Here is a 17,569-nt window from a genome sequence, read left to right on the forward strand (position 1 = left end):
ATATTCAGGCCTTCGCGCGCCGTTCGAGCACCTCGAACGCCGGCAGCGTCTTGCCTTCCAGCACCTCCAGGAAGGCGCCGCCGCCGGTGGAGATGTAGCCCACGTCCTTCTCGATGCCGTACTTGGCGATGGCCGCGAGCGTGTCGCCGCCGCCCGCGATGGAGAACCCCGCGCTGTCGGCGATGGCGCGGGCGATGGCCTTGGTGCCGCCTTCGAACGCCGCGAACTCGAACACGCCCACCGGGCCGTTCCACACGATGGTGCCGGCCTGCTTGAGCTGGGCCGCCAGCTTCGCGGCGGTCTCGGGACCGATGTCCAGGATCAGGTCGTCGTCGGCCACGTCGGTGGCCTTTTTCACCGTCGCCTCCGCATCGGCGGCGAAGCGCTTGGCCACCACCACGTCCGTGGGGATGGGCACCTCGGCGCCGCGCGCCTTCATGGCCTCGATGACGGCTTTGGCGTCGCCCACCAGGTCGGGCTCGGCCAGGCTCTTGCCGATCTTCAGGCCCGCGGCCAGCATGAAGGTGTTGGCGATGCCGCCGCCCACGATGAGCTGGTCGACCTTGCTCGCCAGACTCTGCAGGATGGTGAGCTTGGTGCTGACCTTGCTGCCCGCCACGATGGCCACCAGCGGGCGCTTCGGCTGCGCCAGGGCCTTGGCAATGGCGTCCATCTCGGCCGCCAGCAGCGGGCCCGCGCAGGCCACGGGCGCGGTCTCGGCGATGCCATAGGTGGTGCCCTCGGCGCGGTGCGCGGTGCCGAAGGCGTCGTGCACGAAGATGTCGCACAGGGCGCCCAGCTTCTTGGCCAGTTCGGGGCTGTTTTTCTTCTCGCCCACGTTCAGCCGGCAGTTCTCCAACAGCACCACCTCGCCGGGCGAGACGGCGAAGTCGCCGTCGACCCAGTCGGTGATCAGGCGCACCGGCTGGCCCAGCAGTTCGGCCAGGCGCGTGGCCACGGGCTGCAGCGAGTCTGCGGGCTTGAACTGGCCCTCGGTCGGGCGCCCCAGGTGCGAGGTGACCATCACCGCCGCGCCGGCGTCCAGCGCCAGGCGGATGGCGGGCACGCTGGCGCGGATGCGCGTGTCTTCCGTGATGCGGCCCTGTTCGTCCTGGGGGACGTTGAGGTCGGCGCGGATGAAGACGCGCTGGCCCTTGGCGCGGCCCTGCGCGCAAAGGTCAGCGAAGCGGATGAAGGCGGTCATGGCGGCAATCCCGGGTTCTGTGGACAAACCCCGGGATTGTAGGAAAGCGCGCGCGCCCGCCGGCGCTCAGCCAGCGCTGGAGCAGGGCGCCAGCGCGTCCAGCGCGGGCTCGCGCACGCGGGTGCGCACGTCCATCAGGCCCAGCACGGTGTGGAAAACGTTGTCGTGCGACAGCGGCTCGGCCGAGCGCGCGCGCAGGCAGTCCAGGGACAGGCCCGCGCGCTGGCGCAGGCCGGACGAGAACCAGGCCACCATGGGCACGTGGGTCTGCTGATCGGGCGCCAGCGCGTAGGGAACGCCGTGCAGGTACAGGCCGTTTTCGCCGAGTGACTCGCCGTGGTCCGACACGTAGACCAGGCCGGTGTCGTTGCGGCCCTGCGCGGCGCGCGCGCTCAGCCATTGCAGGGCCTGGTCGAGGAAGCGGTCGGTGTAGGCGATGGAGTTGTCATAGGCATTGACCAGCTCCTGCTGCGAGCACTCGGGCAGCGCGTTGCTGCGGCACTCGGGCAGGAAGGGCTTGGCGCCGTCGGGCGAGCGGGCGGCGTAGGCGGGTCCGTGGCTGCCCATCTGGTGCATCACGAGCACCACGCCACGCGCGCGGCGCGCCGGGTCCAGCGCCTCCAGGCGTGCGTCCAGGCCGTCGAGCATGGCCGCGTCCAGGCATTCGCCGCCCGGGCACAGGGCGGGCACCGGCTGCTCGTTGGTGTAGACGTGGGGCACGCGGTTGCACACGCCCTTGCAGCCCGCCTGGTTGTCGATCCAGAGCACGGCCAGGCCGGCGCGCTGCAGCACGTCGAGCAGGTTCTCCCGGTCGGCCGGCTGGTCACCGCCCTGGGCGCGCGACAGCGGCGAGAACAGGCAGGGCACCGAGACCAGGGTATTGGTGCCGCAGGAGCGCACCTGGCTGAAGTTGACCAGGTCGCCGCCCGCGCGCCAGCGCGCCAGCGCGGGCGTGGTGTCGCGCGCATAGCCATTGAGGCCGAAGTTCTGTGCGCGCGCCGTCTCGCCGATCACCAGCAGCAGCAGGGGCGGCCGGGCCTGGTGGTCGTAGCTGGCGCCCAGACGGGCGTCCTCGCCCACCGGCAGCAGGGGCTTGGCCTGGCGCGGCAGGCGCTCCGCCGCCACCCAGGTGGCGGCATAGACGCTGTTCAGCGGGTTGGCCATGTAGCGCAGGTCTTTGTGGTTGCGCATGAGCGAGGCCAGGCCCTGGTAGCTCATCAGCGCGGTGAACACCAGCAGCGCGACGGCGGCCAGCAGGCCCGCGGCGTTGTGCCCGACGCGGCGCCAGCCGCCGTGCAGAAAGCGTGGCTGGCGCCACAGCGCCCACAGCGGCAGGCCCGCCACCAGCAGCAGCGCCCCCAGCAGCGACCACGACATCAGGTCGCGCACCTCTCGCACGTCGGTGTGCAGCGTGCTGGCCAGCATGGTCGGGTCCATCACCACGCCGTAACGCCACATGAAATAGGAGTTGGCGCCGGCCACCACCAGCAGCAGGCTCGCCACCGGCCGGAACACCCGTGGCCAGGCGAACAACCACAGCAGCGCGGCGATGGCGCAGGTCAGCAGCGCCCCCAGCCCCGCGATGAGCGCCACGCGGTACCCCAGCGAGCCGCCCAGGCCTTGGATGCGCTGCCACAGCGGCAGGTTGCCCACCAGGGCCAGCCACAGCGCCAGGCCCCACACCATGGCCGCGGCACGCGGCACCCGCGCGCGCGCCGCGGCGGTTGAAAAGCGCAGGGCGCGCGCGAAAGGGAAGGAAAACGGGGTGGGCATGAACGGCTCTCGGGAAGCCGCTTGTCGCGGCCCCCGAGAGCGTGTGCGCCCCGGATTAGCTGAACCTTAGGCGCGCGGCCAGCGCAGCGCGAAACGCGTGGTCATGGGGGCCTGGGCCCCGTCGGTGTCGAGGCGGGCGCCCAGCTGCTCGGCAATGCGCTGGACCAGGCGCAAGCCCAGCCCCAGGCCGCCCGATTCGGCCGGCCGCACCCGGGCGGCGGTCGGGCGGCGGCCGTCGTCGCTGACCGAGACCCCGACCGAGGCGGCGTCGCGCCATACCTCGACCAGCACCTGGGTGCCCGGGGGGGTGTGGCGCAGCGCGTTTTCGATCAGGTTGCGCAGGGCCAGCTCCAGCAGCATGGGCTGCACGGTCACCACCACGGGTTCGTCGGGCTGCTGCAGCGAGATCTCCTGCCAGCTTTCCAGCGCCGCCGGCGCATGCGAAGCGACGAGCCGGGTCGCCAGCTCGCCCAGGGCCACCGGCACGCCATCCTCGGCGCCCTGGTTGCGCTGGGCGCGCGCCAGGTCCAGCAGCTGCTGCAGGATGCGCCCGGCGCGCAGCGACTCCTGCTCCAGCTGCTCCAGCCGCTGCGGCGAGGGGTCGTGCTGCGCCGCGCGCGCCTGCAGCGTCAGCGCGGCCAGCGGCGTGCGCAACTCATGCGCCACGTCGGAGGCGAACTCGCGCTCGCGCTGGGCGCGCGCCTGCAGGCTGTCCACCAGCGCGTTGATGGCGGTGACGGTGCTCGCGAATTCGCGGAAGCGGCGTTCCGTGCTCAGGCGCTCGCCAGCGAAGCCGTCGAGCGCGGCCACCTCGCGCGACAGGCTGTCGAGCGGGCGCAGGCCGCGGCGCACGCCCCAGCCCAACAGCAGCAGCACCACGGGCAGCACCAGCAAGGCGGGCTCGGCCACGTGCATGGCGATGTCGGTGCCCAGCTCGAAGCGCTGGCGCCGGTCGATCAGCACCAGCACGCGGCGCTGCTCGGCGCCTTCGCCGGTCTGCACCGAGAACGCCCGCCAGGCGGTCGGCAGGTGCGGCGCGTTCAGCTCGACCGAGAAAAAGCCGACGGCGGGCAACGCGGCCAGGTCCAGCTTGTCCGCCAGCCCGTGCGTGTCGCTGACCAGGCGGCCACCCTCCCAGGCCAGCACGGCCACGTCCTGGAGGAACTCGTGCTCGAGGTCGGCGCCGGCCTGCGGCAGGGGGCGCGATTCGCCGATGGGCGACGCGACCAGCCACAGCCGGGCCACGGCCACCATCTGACCGTCGGAGAACTTGCGCGCCTCGCGAAAGGCGGTGGTCCAGGCCTGCGCCACCACCGCCAACCAGAGGATCAGCAGCATGCCCAGGGTCCAGCGCAGCAGGTAGTGCCGCAGCAGGCGCGGCGCCTTCATCGCGGCCCGTCCGCCGCCGCGTCGTCGCGCGGAATGAAGTAGCCCACGCCGCGCACCGTGCGGATCAGCGATTCGCCGAGCTTGCGGCGCAGGTGGTGGATGTGCACCTCGATGGCGTTGCTCTCCAGCTCCTCGCCGAAGCCGTAGAGCGCCGACACCAGCCGCGTCTTGGACAGCACCTGCGGGCGCGCCTGCATGAGCGTGAGCAGCAGCGCAAACTCCTTGCCGCCCAGCGCCACCGGCTGGCCCGCGCGCAGCACCGTGTGCGCGGCCGGGTCGATCACCAGTTCGCCGTGCTCGATGAGCGGGTTGCTGCGCCCACCGGCGCGCCGCAGCATGGCGCGCAGGCGCGCGAGCAGTTCGTTGGCGTCAAAGGGTTTGACGAGGTAGTCGTCGGCGCCGCCGTCCAGGCCGACGACGCGGTCGCTCACGCCGTCGCGCGCGGTCATGATGAGCACCGGCATGTCCTTGTACGGCAGCGTCTGGCGACCGGCCACCGGCGCCGGCTGCTGGCGCAGGCGCACCAGCAGGTCCATGCCCTCGCCGTCGGGCAGCCCCAGGTCGAGCAGCAGCACGTCGAAGGGCTCGACCGACAGCGCGTGCCAGGCGGCGTCGCGCGTGGCGCACAGGTCCACCGCATAGCCCGCGCGGCGCAAGGCCAGCTCCAAGCCGCTGGCGATGCCGGGGTCGTCTTCCACCACGAGTGCGCGCATATCGGACCGTCCTGAGGTTCTGGGGATCGAGGCCATCGATTATGGGCAGCCACCTTAGCCGCAAATTAAGCAATTTAAGCTGGGGTTAACGGTGGCGCCCAACAGTGCCGCGCCATGCCCACCACGCCCCCGTCAGCAACCACCCCCGTCTTCGCCCTGCCCCGCCCCTTCCTGTGGCTGGGCGGCTTTCTTGCCTTCACCCTGCTGTGGGACCTGTCCGGCCTGGACATGGCCGTGATGCGCGCCGTGGGCAGCCCCCAGGGCTTTGCGCTGCGCCACGACTGGCTGCTGGAACGTGTGCTGCACGACGGCCTGCACAAGACCATGGTCGCGGCCTTCGTGCTGCTGTGCGGCTGGGCCCTGTGGCCGCGCGCCCATCTGCCGCGGCGCGAGCGGGTTGCCGTGCTGGCGCTGGCCGTGCTGTCGCTGCTCGCGGTCAACCTGGTCAAGTACAACAGCCTGACCAGTTGCCCCTGGGAGCTGGAGGCCTTCGGCCGCAACGCCCGATGGGTGTCGCATTGGGCCTGGGGTCAGGCCGACGGCGGCACCGGCCGCTGCTTCCCTGGCGGCCACGCGTCCAGCGGCTTCGCGTTCCTCGCCTTGTGCCTGCCCTGGCTGCTGCCGCCCGAAGGGGTGCAGCGGCGGCGCGTGGTCGGCCTGCGCTGGCTGGCCGCCGCGCTGGGCGTGGGCCTGCTCTCGGGCGTGGTGCAGACGCTGCGCGGCGCGCACTTTCCCAGCCACACGATGTGGACATTGCTGATCTGCGCCAGTGTGTCGCTCGCGGGCTGGCAGTTCGTGCGGTCCCACCTGGGCACGGCCAAGGCGCGCGCGCGCCTTGGCGAATAGCACCCCCCGAGGCGCCGCGCGCGGCGCTACCAGCCCAGGCCGATGCGCAGCGGCAGGTACACCACCATGCCGGCCACGATGGTGCCCAGCACGCCACCGCGCCAGAAGAACCAGGCCGCGCCCGCCACGGCGGCGTAGAGGCGCGCGTCCTGCCAGGTGCTCACCAGCGCGCCGTGGCTCATCACCACCTCGGGCACGACCACGGCCGACAGCGCGGCGATGGGCGCGTACTGCAGGCCGCGCTGCGCCCAGCGCGGCAGCGTCCAGGGCTTGTCGGACAGGAAGAAGAAGCCGCGCGCGATGACGGTGACCGCGCCCAGGGCCAGGATGGTCAGCAGCGTCCAGGGATCGAGGTCAAACACGGCCGGTCCCTTCGCGCGCGGGGCGCAGGGGCTCGAGCAGCAGGCACAGCGCCACCGCGCAGGCAATGGCCACCAGGATGTTGAGCTTGAGCGGCAGCGCCCAGGCCACCACCGCGGCCGCGCCCGCCACGCCCGCCGAGACCACGCGCAGGCGCGAAGTGGCGAGCGAGCACATCACGCCCAGCAGCGCCAGGATGCCCGCAAAGCCCAGGCCCCAGGCCAGCGGGATGGCGTTGGCCAGCGCCACGCCGAGCAGGCTGGTGCCCATCCAGGCGGCGTAGTTCACGGCGCAGTTGCCCATCAGATAGGCCTGCTGCGCGGCGCGCTGCTCGGGGTTGTCGCTGGGGTGCGGGTAGCGGCGCGCGAAGAAGACGTAGCTCAGGTCCCCCGTGACGTAGCCGCTGGCCAGGCGCTCCCAGCGCGGCAGGTGCATGAGGTAGGGCCGCAGGTGGGCCGAGAACACCACGAAGCGCAGGTTGACGCAAAACGCCGCCACCAGGATCACCCACAGCGGCGCGCCCGCGGCCATCATGGGAATGGCCGCGAGCTGCGCGCTGCCGGCGTAGACGATCAGCGTCATCAGCACCGCCTCCAGCGGCGACAGGCCGGACTGCACCATGGCGACGCCGGTCATGAGGCCCCAGGCGCCGATGCCCATGGCCACCGAGAACTGGTCGCGGATGCCCTCGAAATACTCGGGGCGCGCGCGGTGCTCGCGCTTGAGGAAGAGGATCATGCGCCGCCGCCCCCCAGCGACTCGCCGCGCGCGAGCGCGAAGCCGCGCAGGAAGTCGGCCACGGGCAAGCGCTTGCCGCCCGCGCGCTGCAGCACCGTCAGGCGCAGCGCGCCCTCGCCACAGGCCACGGTGATGCCCTCGGGCCCGACGGCCAGCACCTCGCCCGCTCGGCCCGCGCCGGCCACGGGCTCGGCGGCCCAGACCTTGATGGCCTCGCCGGCGTGGGTGGTGTGCGCGCCGGGGAAGGGGTCGAAGGCGCGCACGCGGCGCTCGATCAGCGCCGCCGGCTGGGCCCAGTCGATGACGGCCTCGGCCTTCTCGATCTTGTGCGCATAGGTCACGCCCTCCGCGGGCTGGGGCTCGGCGCGCAGACCACCGCAGGCGGCGAGCTCCAGCGCCTCGACGATGAGCCGTCCGCCGAGCGCGGCCAGGCGGTCGTGCAGGCGCTCGGTGGTGTCGTCGCCGCGAATGGGCAGGCGCTCGCGCAGCAGCATGCCGCCCGTGTCCAGGCCCTCGTCCATCTGCATGATGGTCACGCCGGTCTCGGCGTCGCCGGCCTCGATGGCGCGGTGGATGGGCGCCGCGCCGCGCCAGCGTGGCAACAGCGAGGCGTGGATGTTCAGGCAGCCCAGGCGCGGCGCGTCCAGCACCCAGCGCGGCAGGATCAGCCCGTAGGCCGCCACCACCATGGCGTCGGCCCCGACGGCCTCGATCGCGGCGCGCGCGGCCGCGGCGTCGTCGGCGTACCTGCCGTCGAGCCGCAGGCCACGCGGCTGGGCAACGGCGATGCCGTGCTCCAGCGCGAGCGCCTTCACCGGCGAGGCCTGCAGCTTCATTCCCCGTCCGGCGGGGCGGTCGGGCTGCGTCAGCACCAGGGGAACGTCAAAGCCCGCGCCCAGCAGGCGTTCGAGCGCGACACGCGCGAAAACCGGCGTGCCGGCGAAGATGAGTTTCATCAGGACAGGGACCGGCCGGCGGGAGCCGGCGCGGGATCAGGAACGGTCGGACGGCGGGATGAACTCGTCCAGGAAGAGGAGCTTGCGCACCACGCCCGCGCGGTCGATGTGCACGTGCGCAAGGCGTTCGTTGTTGTTCTCGAGGTAGCGGTAGGTCCAGATGTCGCCGTCGAAGCGCGCGACGCGTTCGACCAGCGCCGGCCGGCCGAGGTGGCGCAGCACGTCGTCGCGCGTCCAGCGGTCGATCGCGATGTGCTGCAGCATCCAGTTCGTGTCCAGCACCTGCACCACGCGGCGCAGGCGGCCGTCGGGACCGAAGTCGACGTTGTAGACCTGGCGGCCCAGCGGCTGGCGCGAGTACAGCAGGCGCGAGCCGTCCGCCAGGGCGTACTCGGCGCTCGGCGGGCCCAGGCGCTCGATCACCTGCTCGCGCGACGCGCCGGACGGCAAACGCTCGGGCATGCCCGCGCAACCCGCCAGCCACACCAGGGCCAGCAGGGCGATGCAACGCAATACGGCAACAGGCTTCATGGCGGGCTCACTCGCGCAGGGCTTCGCGCTGGGCTTTCACGAGCTTGGATTTGATCCTGTTGCGCTTGAGCGGCGACAGGTACTCGACAAAAACCTTGCCCACGAGATGGTCCATTTCGTGCTGGATGCAGACCGCGAGCAGGCCTTCGGCCTCGATCGTACGCTGCGCGCCTTCGCCGTCGAGCGCGCGCACGCGCACGGCCGTGGAGCGCTCCACGCCGTCGTAGATGCCGGGCACCGACAGGCAGCCCTCTTCGCCCTTGCGCGTCTCGGGGCTGGCCCATTCGATCACCGGGTTGATGAGCACCAGCGGCTGGTCGCGCGATTCGCTCACATCGATAACGATGAGCCGCTCGTGGATGTCGACCTGCGTCGCGGCCAGGCCGATGCCGTTGGCCTCGTACATGGTGGCGAGCATGCGGGGAATGAGCGCGCGGATGCGCCCGTCCACCGCCGCGACGGGCTGGGCGACGGTGTGCAGGCGCGGGTCGGGGTAACGCAGGATGGGCAGGGTGTCGGGGGCGCTCATGGCTGATCGGATCGGGGTCTCAAGAGGTCTCCGTTGGGGTAGGGAACGACAGCAGGCGGTGGCACGCTGACGAGCGGAAACCGATGTCGCTATTTTCGCCACTTTTGCGACGACGCGAAATTGCACGCCGCCATAAACATTGCGCAATCAAAGGCTTGCGCGCAGAATCAAACGCGTTTTGTCAAGACTCGCGCGCCCCAGGCGGTGGTTGAGACGCCGGCTCCCGCGGCGTCATCGCACCGGCCGACGGCAGCCGCCCAGGGGCCTCCGAACATGCGATCGAACACCCGCCTGATCTCCACCATCGCCAGCGCCGTCGGCCTGGCCTGCGCCGCACAGGCGGCCCTCGCGCAAAGCGGCCCCATGCCGGCCGAGCAGCGCTACCCCATCACCCCCGGCCAGCGCGCCACCGCCAACCAGGTCGCTCAGGCCGGCGTGCCACTGTCCGAACTGGCGCCCAACGCCCCCGACAGCTACACCGTGAAAAGCGGCGACACGCTCTGGGCCATCTCCGGCGTCTTCCTGCGCAGCCAGTGGCGCTGGCCCGAGCTGTGGGGCATGAACCTCGACGACATCAAGAACCCGCACCGCATCTACCCGGGGCAGACGCTGTACCTCATCAAGACCGATGGCCGCGCCACGCTCAGCACGCGCCCGGGCGGCAGCGGCGAGCCCGGCACCATCAAGGTCTCGCCGCGCACCCGCTATGAGTCGCTGGCCGACACGGCGATCCCGCCGATCTCGCTGCAGACCATCGAATCCTTCCTGACCGAGCCCCTGATCGTCGACGAGAACGCGATCAAGCGCGCGCCGCGCATCGTGGCCACGCAGGAGAACCGCGTGCTGCTCAGCCGTGGCGACCGCGCCTACGCGCGCGCCATCTCCGGCGAGCAGCCCAACGCCGACCCCCTGGCCGTGGTCGATGGCCGCTCCATCGGCTACCGCGTCTTCCGCAACGCCACGCCGCTGCGCGACCCCATCACCAACGAAATCCTGGGCTACGAGGCGCAGTACGTGGGCAAGGCCAATGTGGTCTCCAACGAACGCCGCCGCGAAGGCGTGGACGCCAAGGGCAACAAGGTCGAGGAAATCGTGCCGGCCGGCATCGACATCGTCGCCGCGAAGGAGGAAATGCGCGTGGGCGACCGCCTGCTGCCCGAGCCGCCGCGCGAGTTCCTCAATTTCGTGCCGCGCGCGCCACAGGGCCCGCAATCCGGTCACGTGGTCTCCGTGTACGGCAATGCCGTGAACTACGCGGCCCAGAACATGGTGGTCACCATCAACCGCGGCAAGCAGAACGGCCTGGAACCCGGCCACGTGCTGGCTCTCCTGCGCGAGAGCAACCTCGTCAAGGACACCACCGATTCCTCGCGCCCCGACATCCGCCTGCCCGGCGAGCGCAACGGTCTCATGATGGTGTTCCGCACCTTCGACCGCGTGTCCTATGCCATCGTGCTCGAGATCGACGACGGCGTGCAGGTGGGCGACCGCTTCCTCAACCCCTGAGCCCCATGCCGCGTGATGAGCTGGCCGCCTGGCTGCGGCTGCTCCTGACACCCGGCCTGGGCCGCACCACCGCCCGCCAGTTGCTGGCGGCCTTCGGCCTGCCCGACGCCATCTGGGCCCAGGCGCCCGACACCTGGGGTCGCGTCGTGGATCCCGCCCTGGCCCAGGCCATGGCGCAGCCCCCCCAGGGCTTCGATGAGACCGTGCTGGCCCACGAGCGCTGGCTGGCGCAGGGCGGCGAGCGCCACGCGCTCACGCTGGCCGACCCGCGCTACCCCGCCTCGCTGCTGGACACGGCCGACCCACCGCTGGTGCTGTTCGTGCACGGGCGCCTGGATGCGCTGTCGCACGCGCAACGGCTGGCCATCGTTGGCAGCCGCAACCCCACGCCGCAGGGCGCGCAGAACGCGCAGGCCTTCGCGCAGTCGCTGGCGGCCGCCGGCCTGACCATCGTGTCGGGGCTGGCCCTGGGCATCGACGGCGCCGCGCACGAGGGCGCGCTGCGCGCGGGCGGCTTCACGCTGGCGGTGGTGGGCACCGGTCTCGACCGCGTGTACCCCAGCCGCCACCGCGACCTGGCCCACCGCATCGTCGCCCAAGGCGCGCTGATCAGCGAGTACCCGCTGGGAACGCCGCCGCTGGCACACCATTTCCCGCAGCGCAACCGCGTGATCGCAGGGCTGTCGATGGGCACGCTGGTGGTCGAGGCCGCGCTGCAGTCGGGCTCGCTGATCACCGCGCGGCTGGCGAGCGAACAGGGGCGGGAGGTGTTCGCCATCCCCGGCTCCATCCATGCGCCACAGTCGCGCGGCTGCCACGCGCTGATCCGCCAGGGCGCCAAGCTGGTGGAGTCGGCGCAGGACGTGCTGGAAGAGCTGCGGCTGGCGGATCCGCCCCCCCGCGCGGCCGAGGAGGCCTCGCCCCTGCCCAGCGGCGGGGCGGACGACGAGCTGCTCAGCGCCCTGGGCCACGACCCCGTGGGCCTGGACGACCTGCTCGCGCGCACCGGCCTGCCGACCAGCGCGCTGCAGGCGCGGCTGCTCGAACTGGAGTTGCAGGGTCTGGTGGCGCGCCTGCCAGGCGGCCTGCTGCAGCGCGTCGCGCAAGGCTGAACCCGCGCCCCATGGGCCCGGGCCTCAGGCCAGCAGGCGCTCGGGGTTGGCGTCGAGCTTGGCCAGCGCCTCGCGCGTGGCGCGCACGGTGAGCGTTTCGTCCTCGCTCGGCACCAGCAGGCCCGCCTGCAGGTAGGCGGCCACGCGCGAAGCGGGCATGAGGAAGCAGCGCCCCGCGTTGCTCACGAACAGGTAGAGCTGGCCATGCTGGCTGCGCCAGGCGAGCTGTACGCTGACCAGCTTGCCGTTGTGGTCCAGGCCGAACCAGGCGCCGATCTGCAACTCCACCGCCCAGGCGCGCATGGCCTCGTTGGGCTGGCTGCCGCCCTGGTTGATGACCTCGATGTTGCTCGCGTCCACGCCGGTGATGAGCTCGATGCTGTCGGCGTTGAGATCGAAATCGCCCACGCCGCCCTCGGGCAGGTAGTCCTCGAGGTTGGCCAGGCGCTTGGACAGGGCGTCGAGCTGGCTTTGCGCGATCGACTCGGTGCGCGACATGAAGGCGTCGGCCAGGGTGTCGCTCACCGACTTGATGTGCTGGTCTTGCAAGCCTTGCGGGAAACCGAGCAGGGCCATGCCCTGGCGCAGCCGCTGCAGGATGCCCGGCAGCTGCTGGATGACGCGCGCGCGGTCGTCGCGGCTGGGCTTGGCGCTGGCGGCCCACAGCAGGTCGGACGCGGCCTGCTTGAGCGCCTGCGTGTCCGGGTGCTTGACGCCGTGCTTGACGCTGGCCACGGCCAGCACGTCGACCCAGACCTTGAAGAGGAAGTCGCGCACCTCGGCGCGCACCGGCACGTCATCGAGCAGCTTGCGCAGTTCGATGGTGTATTGCACCGACAGCGTTTCCTTCTGCTCGACCTGCTGGGCGACGCTGACGAAGCGGCTGGCGCTGCTCTGCTCGCTCAGATAGGTGGAAAGGAACTTCTGGAACTCGTCGTAGACGAGCTGGAACACGCGGCGCCCGGTCTCCGGGTACTGTTCGATCACTTGCACCACGCGCTTGATCTCGGCCTCCAGCGCGACCGAGCCGACGTTGGATTCGAACCCCATCACGCAGGAGCCCATGCGATCGATCAGCCGGCGCGCGGGATGCTGCAGGGCGCTGAAGAACTCGGGTTCGGCCAGGGCCACGCGCAGCACGGGGATCTGCAGGCGGGCGAACCACACGCGCACGCTCGGCGGGATGCGCTCTTCGGCCAGGATGGCCTGGAACATGAGCGCCACCACCTCGATGGTGGCCTTCTCGGTGGGCGTGGACGCGGCCTGCTTGAGCTCCTGGGTGCGTTCGCGCAGCGCCACCGCCGTGCGCTCGACCGTGCCCGCATCCACGTACACCGCACCGCCGCCGGTGGGCGCCACCCCGCCCAACCCGGAACCGGTGCTGGGAAAGGACACCTGGCGCGCCATGACCTGCTGCAGGGCGGGCGAGGGCGGCAGGATCTCGGTCGCCTCGAATTCGGGGCCCACGCGGTCGATCAGCATGCGCCGCAGACGGCCCACCACGCCCTGGGCCCGCATGCGCGCGCGCGCCAGGGGCGAGGTGCCGGTGAGCATGCGCGTTTCGTCGTTCACGCCCATGCCGGAGGAGCCAGGGTAGCCACTGTGCGGGGCGGCCCGGCCCCCCGTGTGGACCTGGCCATGGCCGGACAGGCCGCTGGCACCGCCGGCCTGGCTGGCGGGCCCCGCGCCGGGGCCGCCAGGGCGGCCCGGCTCCTGCACCCGCCGGAACGGGGTGTGCAACCCCCCGCCCGTGGTGGGCCCGCCGGGCGCACCCGGTCGGGTGGTGGGCGGCGCGGGCGCCGTCGTGCCGGACGGGCTGCGGCGCACCAGCGCCTGCAGGTCGATTTTCTCCATCACGCCGTTGGCCACGAGGTGCCCATTGGCGGCCTTGTAGCCATCGAGCAGGATGGCGCCCAGCATGGGCGCGATGTGGTCCTGGACCAGGCCCAGGCCCTCGCGCTCGAGCCCGGCGGATTTCCATTGCTCGACCAGCAGCCGCGCCAGCACGTCGGGCAGCAGGATGTCGCTCTTGGACAGCTCGGTGCGCCGCTCCAGGTGCTGCACCCGCAGGCGCAGGTCGTTGAGCTCGGACGAGGTCTTGTCGAGCACGCGCATGGCCATGCGCGAGGCCAGGATCTGGTCGTCGATGGCGCCTTCGGTCACCAGTTCGAGCTGGCCCGAGAGGCTGGCGGGTTCGGTGAGGCCGGCGCGGGCGGCCAGGTGCTTGCGCAGCGCGTTGCGGCAGTCCTCGACCCAGATGGTCTGGCGCTTCTTGAAGGCGGCCCAGGTGTCGCGGCGGATCTGCACGTCGCTCGAGGTGCCCGGCTGGTCGAGCAGCACGGTCAGGCGCTGTTCGATGGCCTTGGCCAGGTCCGGCAGCGACCGCCCCACGTGCAGCACATGGCGCTCACGCGCCTGCTGGGCAAGGGCAAACCCCGTCGGTTGGGAAGGCGACACCATGCTTTTCAGTATGACACGAAGACCCTGCGTTCCATGCCCGCGAAACCCCCGGACGCCGCCGTTGGGCGGCCTTGGTATGGCAACTACGCCACGGACTACACCACGGCGCCGGCGTTCGGGTCGTCCGGATCGCCTTCGCTCTTGGATGGCTTCACCAGGTCTTCACGCTTGATGCCCAGCCACAAGGCCATGGCCGCCGCGACGAACACCGAGGAATAGATGCCGAACAGGATGCCGATGGTCAGCGCCAGGGCGAAGTAGAACAGCGTGGGGCCGCCGAAGAGCAGCATGGACAGCACCATGATCTGGGTCGAGCCGTGCGTGATGATGGTGCGGCTGATGGTGGACGTGATGGCGTGGTCCACCACCTGTTGGGGCGTCATCTTGCGCTGGCGCCGGAAGGTCTCGCGGATGCGGTCGAAGATGACCACCGATTCGTTGACCGAATAGCCCAGTACCGCCAGCGTGGCCGCGAGCACGGCCAGCGAGAACTCCCACTGGAAGAAGGCGAAGAAGCCCAGGATGATGACCACGTCGTGCAGGTTGGCGATGATGGCCGAGACCGCGTATTTCCACTCGAAGCGGACGGCCAGGTAGATGATGATGCCCCCGATGACCAGGGCCAGGGCGATCAGGCCGTTGTGCAGCAGCTCCTCGCCCACCTGGGGCCCGACAAACTCGGTGCGGCTGAGCGTGACGGCCGGGTTCTGGGCCTTGAGCGCGGCGAACAGGGCCTCGGCCTGCTGACCGGAGCTTTGTCCCTGCACGGCGGGCAGGCGCAGCAGCACGTCGCGCGAACTGCCGAAGTTCTGCACGGGCACCTCGAGGTAGCCCAGGTCCTCGACCACGCGCCGCACGGCGGTGAGGTCGGCCGGCTGCTCGTAGGCCACCTCGACCACGGTGCCGCCGGTGAATTCCACCGACAGGTGCAGGCCGCGCGTCACGAGGAAGAACACGGCCAGCAGGAAAGTGATGAACGAGATCGCGTTCAGCACGATCGCGTGCCGCATGAACGGGATGTCGCGGCGGATGCGGAAGAACTCCATCGTGGGCTCCGGGTGCGGGGGTCAGTCGGCCTTGGCGGGGGTGGCGTCGCCCTCGGGGCGCCACACCGTGCCGACGGAGATGGTCTTGAGCTTCTTCTGGCGGCCGTACCAGAAGTTCACCAGGCCGCGCGAGAAGAACACGGCGGAAAACATGCTGGTGAGAATGCCCAGGCAATGCACCACGGCGAAGCCGCGCACCGGGCCCGAGCCGAACAGCAGCAGCGCCAGGCCCGCGATCAGAGAGGTCACGTTGGAGTCGAAGATGGTCGCCCAGGCGCGGTCATAGCCCGCGTTGATGGCCGCCTGCGGCGTGGCCCCACGGCGCAGCTCCTCGCGCACCCGCTCGTTGATGAGCACGTTGGCATCGATGGCCATGCCCAGCGCGAGCGCCATGGCCGCCATGCCGGGCAGGGTGAGCGTGGCCTGCAGCATGGACAGCACGGCCACCAGCAGCAGCACGTTGACGCCCAGCGCGATGGCGGAGAACACGCCGAACATCATGTAGTAGACGCACATGAAGGCCGCCACCACCAAGAAGCCCCAGGTCACGCTGTGGAAGCCCTTGGAGATGTTCTCGGCGCCCAGGCTGGGGCCGATGGTGCGCTCCTCGATGATCTCCATCGGCGCGGCCAGCGAGCCCGCGCGCAGCAGCAGCGCGGTGTCGCTGGCCTCCATGGTGGTCATGGCGCCGGAAATCTGCACGCGCCCGCCACCGATCTCGGTGCGGATCACGGGTGCCGTCACGACCTCGCCCTTGCCCTTCTCGAACAGGATGATGGCCATGCGCTTGCCCACGTTGTCGCGCGTGACGTCGCGGAAGATGCGCGAGCCCTTGCTGTCGAGCGTGAGGTGCACCGCGGGCTCGTGCGACTGGCCGTCGAAGCCGGCCTGCGCGTCGGTGAGGTTCTCGCCGGTGAGCAGCACCTCGCGCTTGACGATGACGGGACGGCCGTTGCGCTCCAGGTAGCGCTCGGAGCCGAAAGGCACCGGCCCCGTGCCGCGCTCGGCGGCCAGTCCATCGGCGCTCTCGTCGACCAGGCGCACCTCCAGCGTGGCGGTGCGACCCAGGATGTCCTTGGCCTTGGCGGTGTCCTGCACGCCCGGCAGCTGCACCACGATGCGGTCGGCGCCCTGCTGCTGGATCACCGGCTCGGCCACGCCGAGCTCGTTGATCCGGTTGTGCAGGGTGGTCATGTTCTGCTTGAGCGCCTGGTCCTGCACGGCGCGCGCGGCCTCGGGGCGGATGGTCGCGGTGATGCGCGTGTCGCTGCCCTCGGCCGTCTCGTTCAGCACCAGCTCGGTGAACTGCGCCCGCACCAGGTCGACCACCGCGTTGCGCGTGGCCTCGTCGCGCACGCGCAGCTCGATGGTCTGGCCGCTGCGCTGGATGCCGCCGTGGCGGATGTTCTTTTCGCGCAGGGCGTTGCGCAGGTCGGTGGCCAGCACGTCGGCGCGGCGCTCCAGCGCGGCCTTCATGTCCACCTGCAGCATGAAGTGGACGCCGCCGCGCAGGTCCAGGCCCAGGTACATGGGGCGGGCGTGCAGGGCCGACAGCCAGGCCGGCGTGCGCGGCACCAGGTTCAGCGCCACCACATGGCTGGGATCGGCGGCGTCGGTGTTGAGCGCGCGGTCGATGGCATCGCGCGCCTTCAGCTGGGTATCGGTGTCATCGAAGCGCGCGCGCACCGAGCCGCCTTCGAGCGAGAGCGCGCTGGGGGTGATCGAGGCCGCCGACAGCGCCTGCTCGACCCGCGCGACGGTGCCCGTGTCCACGCGCACCGTGGCCTTGGCCGCCGACACCTGCACCGCCGGCGCCTCGCCGAACAGGTTGGGCAGCGCGTAGATCGCGCCGACCAACAGGGCGATCACGATGATCGCGTACTTCCACAGCGGGTATCGGTTCATACAGGGCCTTCGGCGCTCGCGAGGTCTTGGTCAGAAACGCGGCGGACCGGCCTGCGCCGGTCCGCTCGCGTGGCCCCCTTGACGGGGACACGGGCCGGTGTCAGCCGGCCCGTGCGGGGTTTACTTGATCGTGCCCTTGGGCAGCACCTGCACGACGGCGGTGCGCTGCATCTGGACTTCCAGGCCGGCGGCAAGTTCCACACCGATGTAGGTGTCGCCGATCTTGGACACCTTGCCGAGGAAGCCACCGGCGGTGACGATCTCGTCGCCCTTGGCCACGGCCTCGATCATGGCCTTGTGCTCCTTCTGGCGCTTGAGCTGCGGGCGGATCATGACGAAGTACAGCACCACGAACATCAACACCAGGGGCAGCAGGCCCAGCAGGGTGGACTCGGTGCCGCCAGAGGCGGCTTGGGCGTAGGCGGGGGAAATCAACACAGGCGGTCTCCAGCGGGTTCAGAACAACCGGCGATTGTATGCCGCCCCCTTGACAGAGGCGGG

16 protein-coding genes are annotated in these 17,569 nt (G+C 71.0%); 3 read left to right on the forward strand and 13 right to left on the reverse strand.

The features are described 5' to 3' along the window. Positions 1–4: 4 nt before the first annotated feature. From DY262_RS15700 to DY262_RS15715, 4 genes are all read right to left on the reverse strand, one after another. Entirely contained in the window at positions 5–1,204 is a 1,200-nt protein-coding gene (locus tag DY262_RS15700; RefSeq protein WP_116960045.1) for a phosphoglycerate kinase, read from the reverse strand. Positions 1,205–1,270: 66 nt separating this feature from the next. Further along, a complete protein-coding gene (locus DY262_RS15705; RefSeq protein WP_245981045.1) occupies positions 1,271–2,977 on the reverse strand; it encodes a phosphoethanolamine transferase in 1,707 nt (568 codons plus the stop codon). 66 nt (positions 2,978–3,043) lie between these two features. After that, positions 3,044–4,366 (reverse strand): sensor histidine kinase, encoded by a 1,323-nt coding sequence (locus DY262_RS15710; RefSeq protein WP_116960046.1) that lies wholly within the window; start codon positions 4,364–4,366, stop codon positions 3,044–3,046. Next, positions 4,363–5,079: a response regulator gene (locus DY262_RS15715; protein WP_181936529.1), complete on the reverse strand. Its 717-nt coding sequence runs from the start codon at positions 5,077–5,079 to the stop codon at positions 4,363–4,365. The genes DY262_RS15710 and DY262_RS15715 overlap by 4 nt, the downstream gene beginning before the upstream one ends. 114 nt (positions 5,080–5,193) lie before the next feature. Here DY262_RS15715 and DY262_RS15720 point away from each other — a divergent pair, with 114 nt between their 5' ends. Further along, the gene (locus DY262_RS15720; RefSeq protein WP_116960048.1) at positions 5,194–5,925 is read left to right on the forward strand and encodes a phosphatase PAP2 family protein; all 732 of its coding nucleotides are present in this window, start codon (positions 5,194–5,196) and stop codon (positions 5,923–5,925) included. A gap of 26 nt (positions 5,926–5,951) precedes the next feature. Here the strand turns inward: DY262_RS15720 and DY262_RS15725 are convergent, their stop codons facing one another. The 5 genes from DY262_RS15725 to def are packed head-to-tail and all read right to left on the reverse strand — an operon-like array spanning position 5,952 to position 9,039. Beyond that, positions 5,952–6,287: an AzlD domain-containing protein gene (locus DY262_RS15725; protein WP_116960049.1), complete on the reverse strand. Its 336-nt coding sequence runs from the start codon at positions 6,285–6,287 to the stop codon at positions 5,952–5,954. Further along, positions 6,280–7,023, reverse strand: a complete 744-nt coding sequence (locus tag DY262_RS15730) for an AzlC family ABC transporter permease (RefSeq protein ID WP_116960050.1) — start codon at positions 7,021–7,023, stop codon at positions 6,280–6,282. Before DY262_RS15730 ends, DY262_RS15725 begins: the two co-directional genes overlap by 8 nt. Then, positions 7,020–7,979, reverse strand: coding sequence for a methionyl-tRNA formyltransferase (gene fmt / locus DY262_RS15735; RefSeq protein WP_116960051.1), 960 nt, complete (start codon positions 7,977–7,979; stop codon positions 7,020–7,022). The genes DY262_RS15730 and fmt overlap by 4 nt, the downstream gene beginning before the upstream one ends. Before the next feature lie 36 nt (positions 7,980–8,015). Further along, the gene (locus DY262_RS15740; RefSeq protein ID WP_116960052.1) at positions 8,016–8,510 is read right to left on the reverse strand and encodes a hypothetical protein; all 495 of its coding nucleotides are present in this window, start codon (positions 8,508–8,510) and stop codon (positions 8,016–8,018) included. Positions 8,511–8,517: 7 nt separating this feature from the next. Continuing rightward, entirely contained in the window at positions 8,518–9,039 is a 522-nt protein-coding gene (gene def / locus DY262_RS15745; protein ID WP_116960053.1) for a peptide deformylase, read from the reverse strand. 273 nt (positions 9,040–9,312) lie between these two features. Here def and DY262_RS15750 point away from each other — a divergent pair, with 273 nt between their 5' ends. Both DY262_RS15750 and dprA read left to right on the forward strand, forming a co-directional pair. Then, complete coding sequence (locus tag DY262_RS15750) at positions 9,313–10,545, forward strand: LysM peptidoglycan-binding domain-containing protein (protein ID WP_116960054.1); 1,233 nt, start codon at positions 9,313–9,315, stop codon at positions 10,543–10,545. A gap of 5 nt (positions 10,546–10,550) precedes the next feature. After that, the gene (gene dprA, locus DY262_RS15755; protein WP_116960055.1) at positions 10,551–11,657 is read left to right on the forward strand and encodes a DNA-processing protein DprA; all 1,107 of its coding nucleotides are present in this window, start codon (positions 10,551–10,553) and stop codon (positions 11,655–11,657) included. Between the two features lie 24 nt (positions 11,658–11,681). Here the strand turns inward: dprA and DY262_RS15760 are convergent, their stop codons facing one another. The 4 genes from DY262_RS15760 to yajC form a co-directional block, all read right to left on the reverse strand. After that, positions 11,682–14,117 (reverse strand): DUF1631 family protein, encoded by a 2,436-nt coding sequence (locus tag DY262_RS15760; protein ID WP_116960056.1) that lies wholly within the window; start codon positions 14,115–14,117, stop codon positions 11,682–11,684. 95 nt (positions 14,118–14,212) lie between these two features. Further along, the gene (gene secF, locus DY262_RS15765) at positions 14,213–15,163 is read right to left on the reverse strand and encodes a protein translocase subunit SecF (protein ID WP_116960057.1); all 951 of its coding nucleotides are present in this window, start codon (positions 15,161–15,163) and stop codon (positions 14,213–14,215) included. Positions 15,164–15,184: 21 nt separating this feature from the next. Then, the gene (gene secD / locus DY262_RS15770) at positions 15,185–17,068 is read right to left on the reverse strand and encodes a protein translocase subunit SecD (RefSeq protein WP_116960058.1); all 1,884 of its coding nucleotides are present in this window, start codon (positions 17,066–17,068) and stop codon (positions 15,185–15,187) included. Between the two features lie 120 nt (positions 17,069–17,188). After that, entirely contained in the window at positions 17,189–17,506 is a 318-nt protein-coding gene (yajC, locus tag DY262_RS15775) for a preprotein translocase subunit YajC (protein WP_070399784.1), read from the reverse strand. Positions 17,507–17,569 lie beyond the last annotated feature (63 nt).

The sequence above is a fragment of the Hydrogenophaga borbori genome, assembly GCF_003417535.1.
Lineage (GTDB): Bacteria > Pseudomonadota > Gammaproteobacteria > Burkholderiales > Burkholderiaceae_C > Hydrogenophaga > Hydrogenophaga borbori.

Coding starts and splice junctions, on each gene's coding strand:
- DY262_RS15700 (WP_116960045.1), bottom strand. CDS start 1,204: ATGACCGCCTTCATCCGCTTCGCTGACCTTTGCGCGCAGGGCCGCGCC.
- DY262_RS15705 (WP_245981045.1), bottom strand. CDS start 2,977: ATGCCCACCCCGTTTTCCTTCCCTTTCGCGCGCGCCCTGCGCTTTTCA.
- DY262_RS15710 (WP_116960046.1), bottom strand. CDS start 4,366: ATGAAGGCGCCGCGCCTGCTGCGGCACTACCTGCTGCGCTGGACCCTG.
- DY262_RS15715 (WP_181936529.1), bottom strand. CDS start 5,079: ATGCGCGCACTCGTGGTGGAAGACGACCCCGGCATCGCCAGCGGCTTG.
- DY262_RS15720 (WP_116960048.1), top strand. CDS start 5,194: ATGCCCACCACGCCCCCGTCAGCAACCACCCCCGTCTTCGCCCTGCCC.
- DY262_RS15730 (WP_116960050.1), bottom strand. CDS start 7,023: ATGATCCTCTTCCTCAAGCGCGAGCACCGCGCGCGCCCCGAGTATTTC.
- fmt (WP_116960051.1), bottom strand. CDS start 7,979: ATGAAACTCATCTTCGCCGGCACGCCGGTTTTCGCGCGTGTCGCGCTC.
- DY262_RS15740 (WP_116960052.1), bottom strand. CDS start 8,510: ATGAAGCCTGTTGCCGTATTGCGTTGCATCGCCCTGCTGGCCCTGGTG.
- def (WP_116960053.1), bottom strand. CDS start 9,039: ATGAGCGCCCCCGACACCCTGCCCATCCTGCGTTACCCCGACCCGCGC.
- DY262_RS15750 (WP_116960054.1), top strand. CDS start 9,313: ATGCGATCGAACACCCGCCTGATCTCCACCATCGCCAGCGCCGTCGGC.
- dprA (WP_116960055.1), top strand. CDS start 10,551: ATGCCGCGTGATGAGCTGGCCGCCTGGCTGCGGCTGCTCCTGACACCC.
- DY262_RS15760 (WP_116960056.1), bottom strand. CDS start 14,117: ATGGTGTCGCCTTCCCAACCGACGGGGTTTGCCCTTGCCCAGCAGGCG.
- secF (WP_116960057.1), bottom strand. CDS start 15,163: ATGGAGTTCTTCCGCATCCGCCGCGACATCCCGTTCATGCGGCACGCG.
- secD (WP_116960058.1), bottom strand. CDS start 17,068: ATGAACCGATACCCGCTGTGGAAGTACGCGATCATCGTGATCGCCCTG.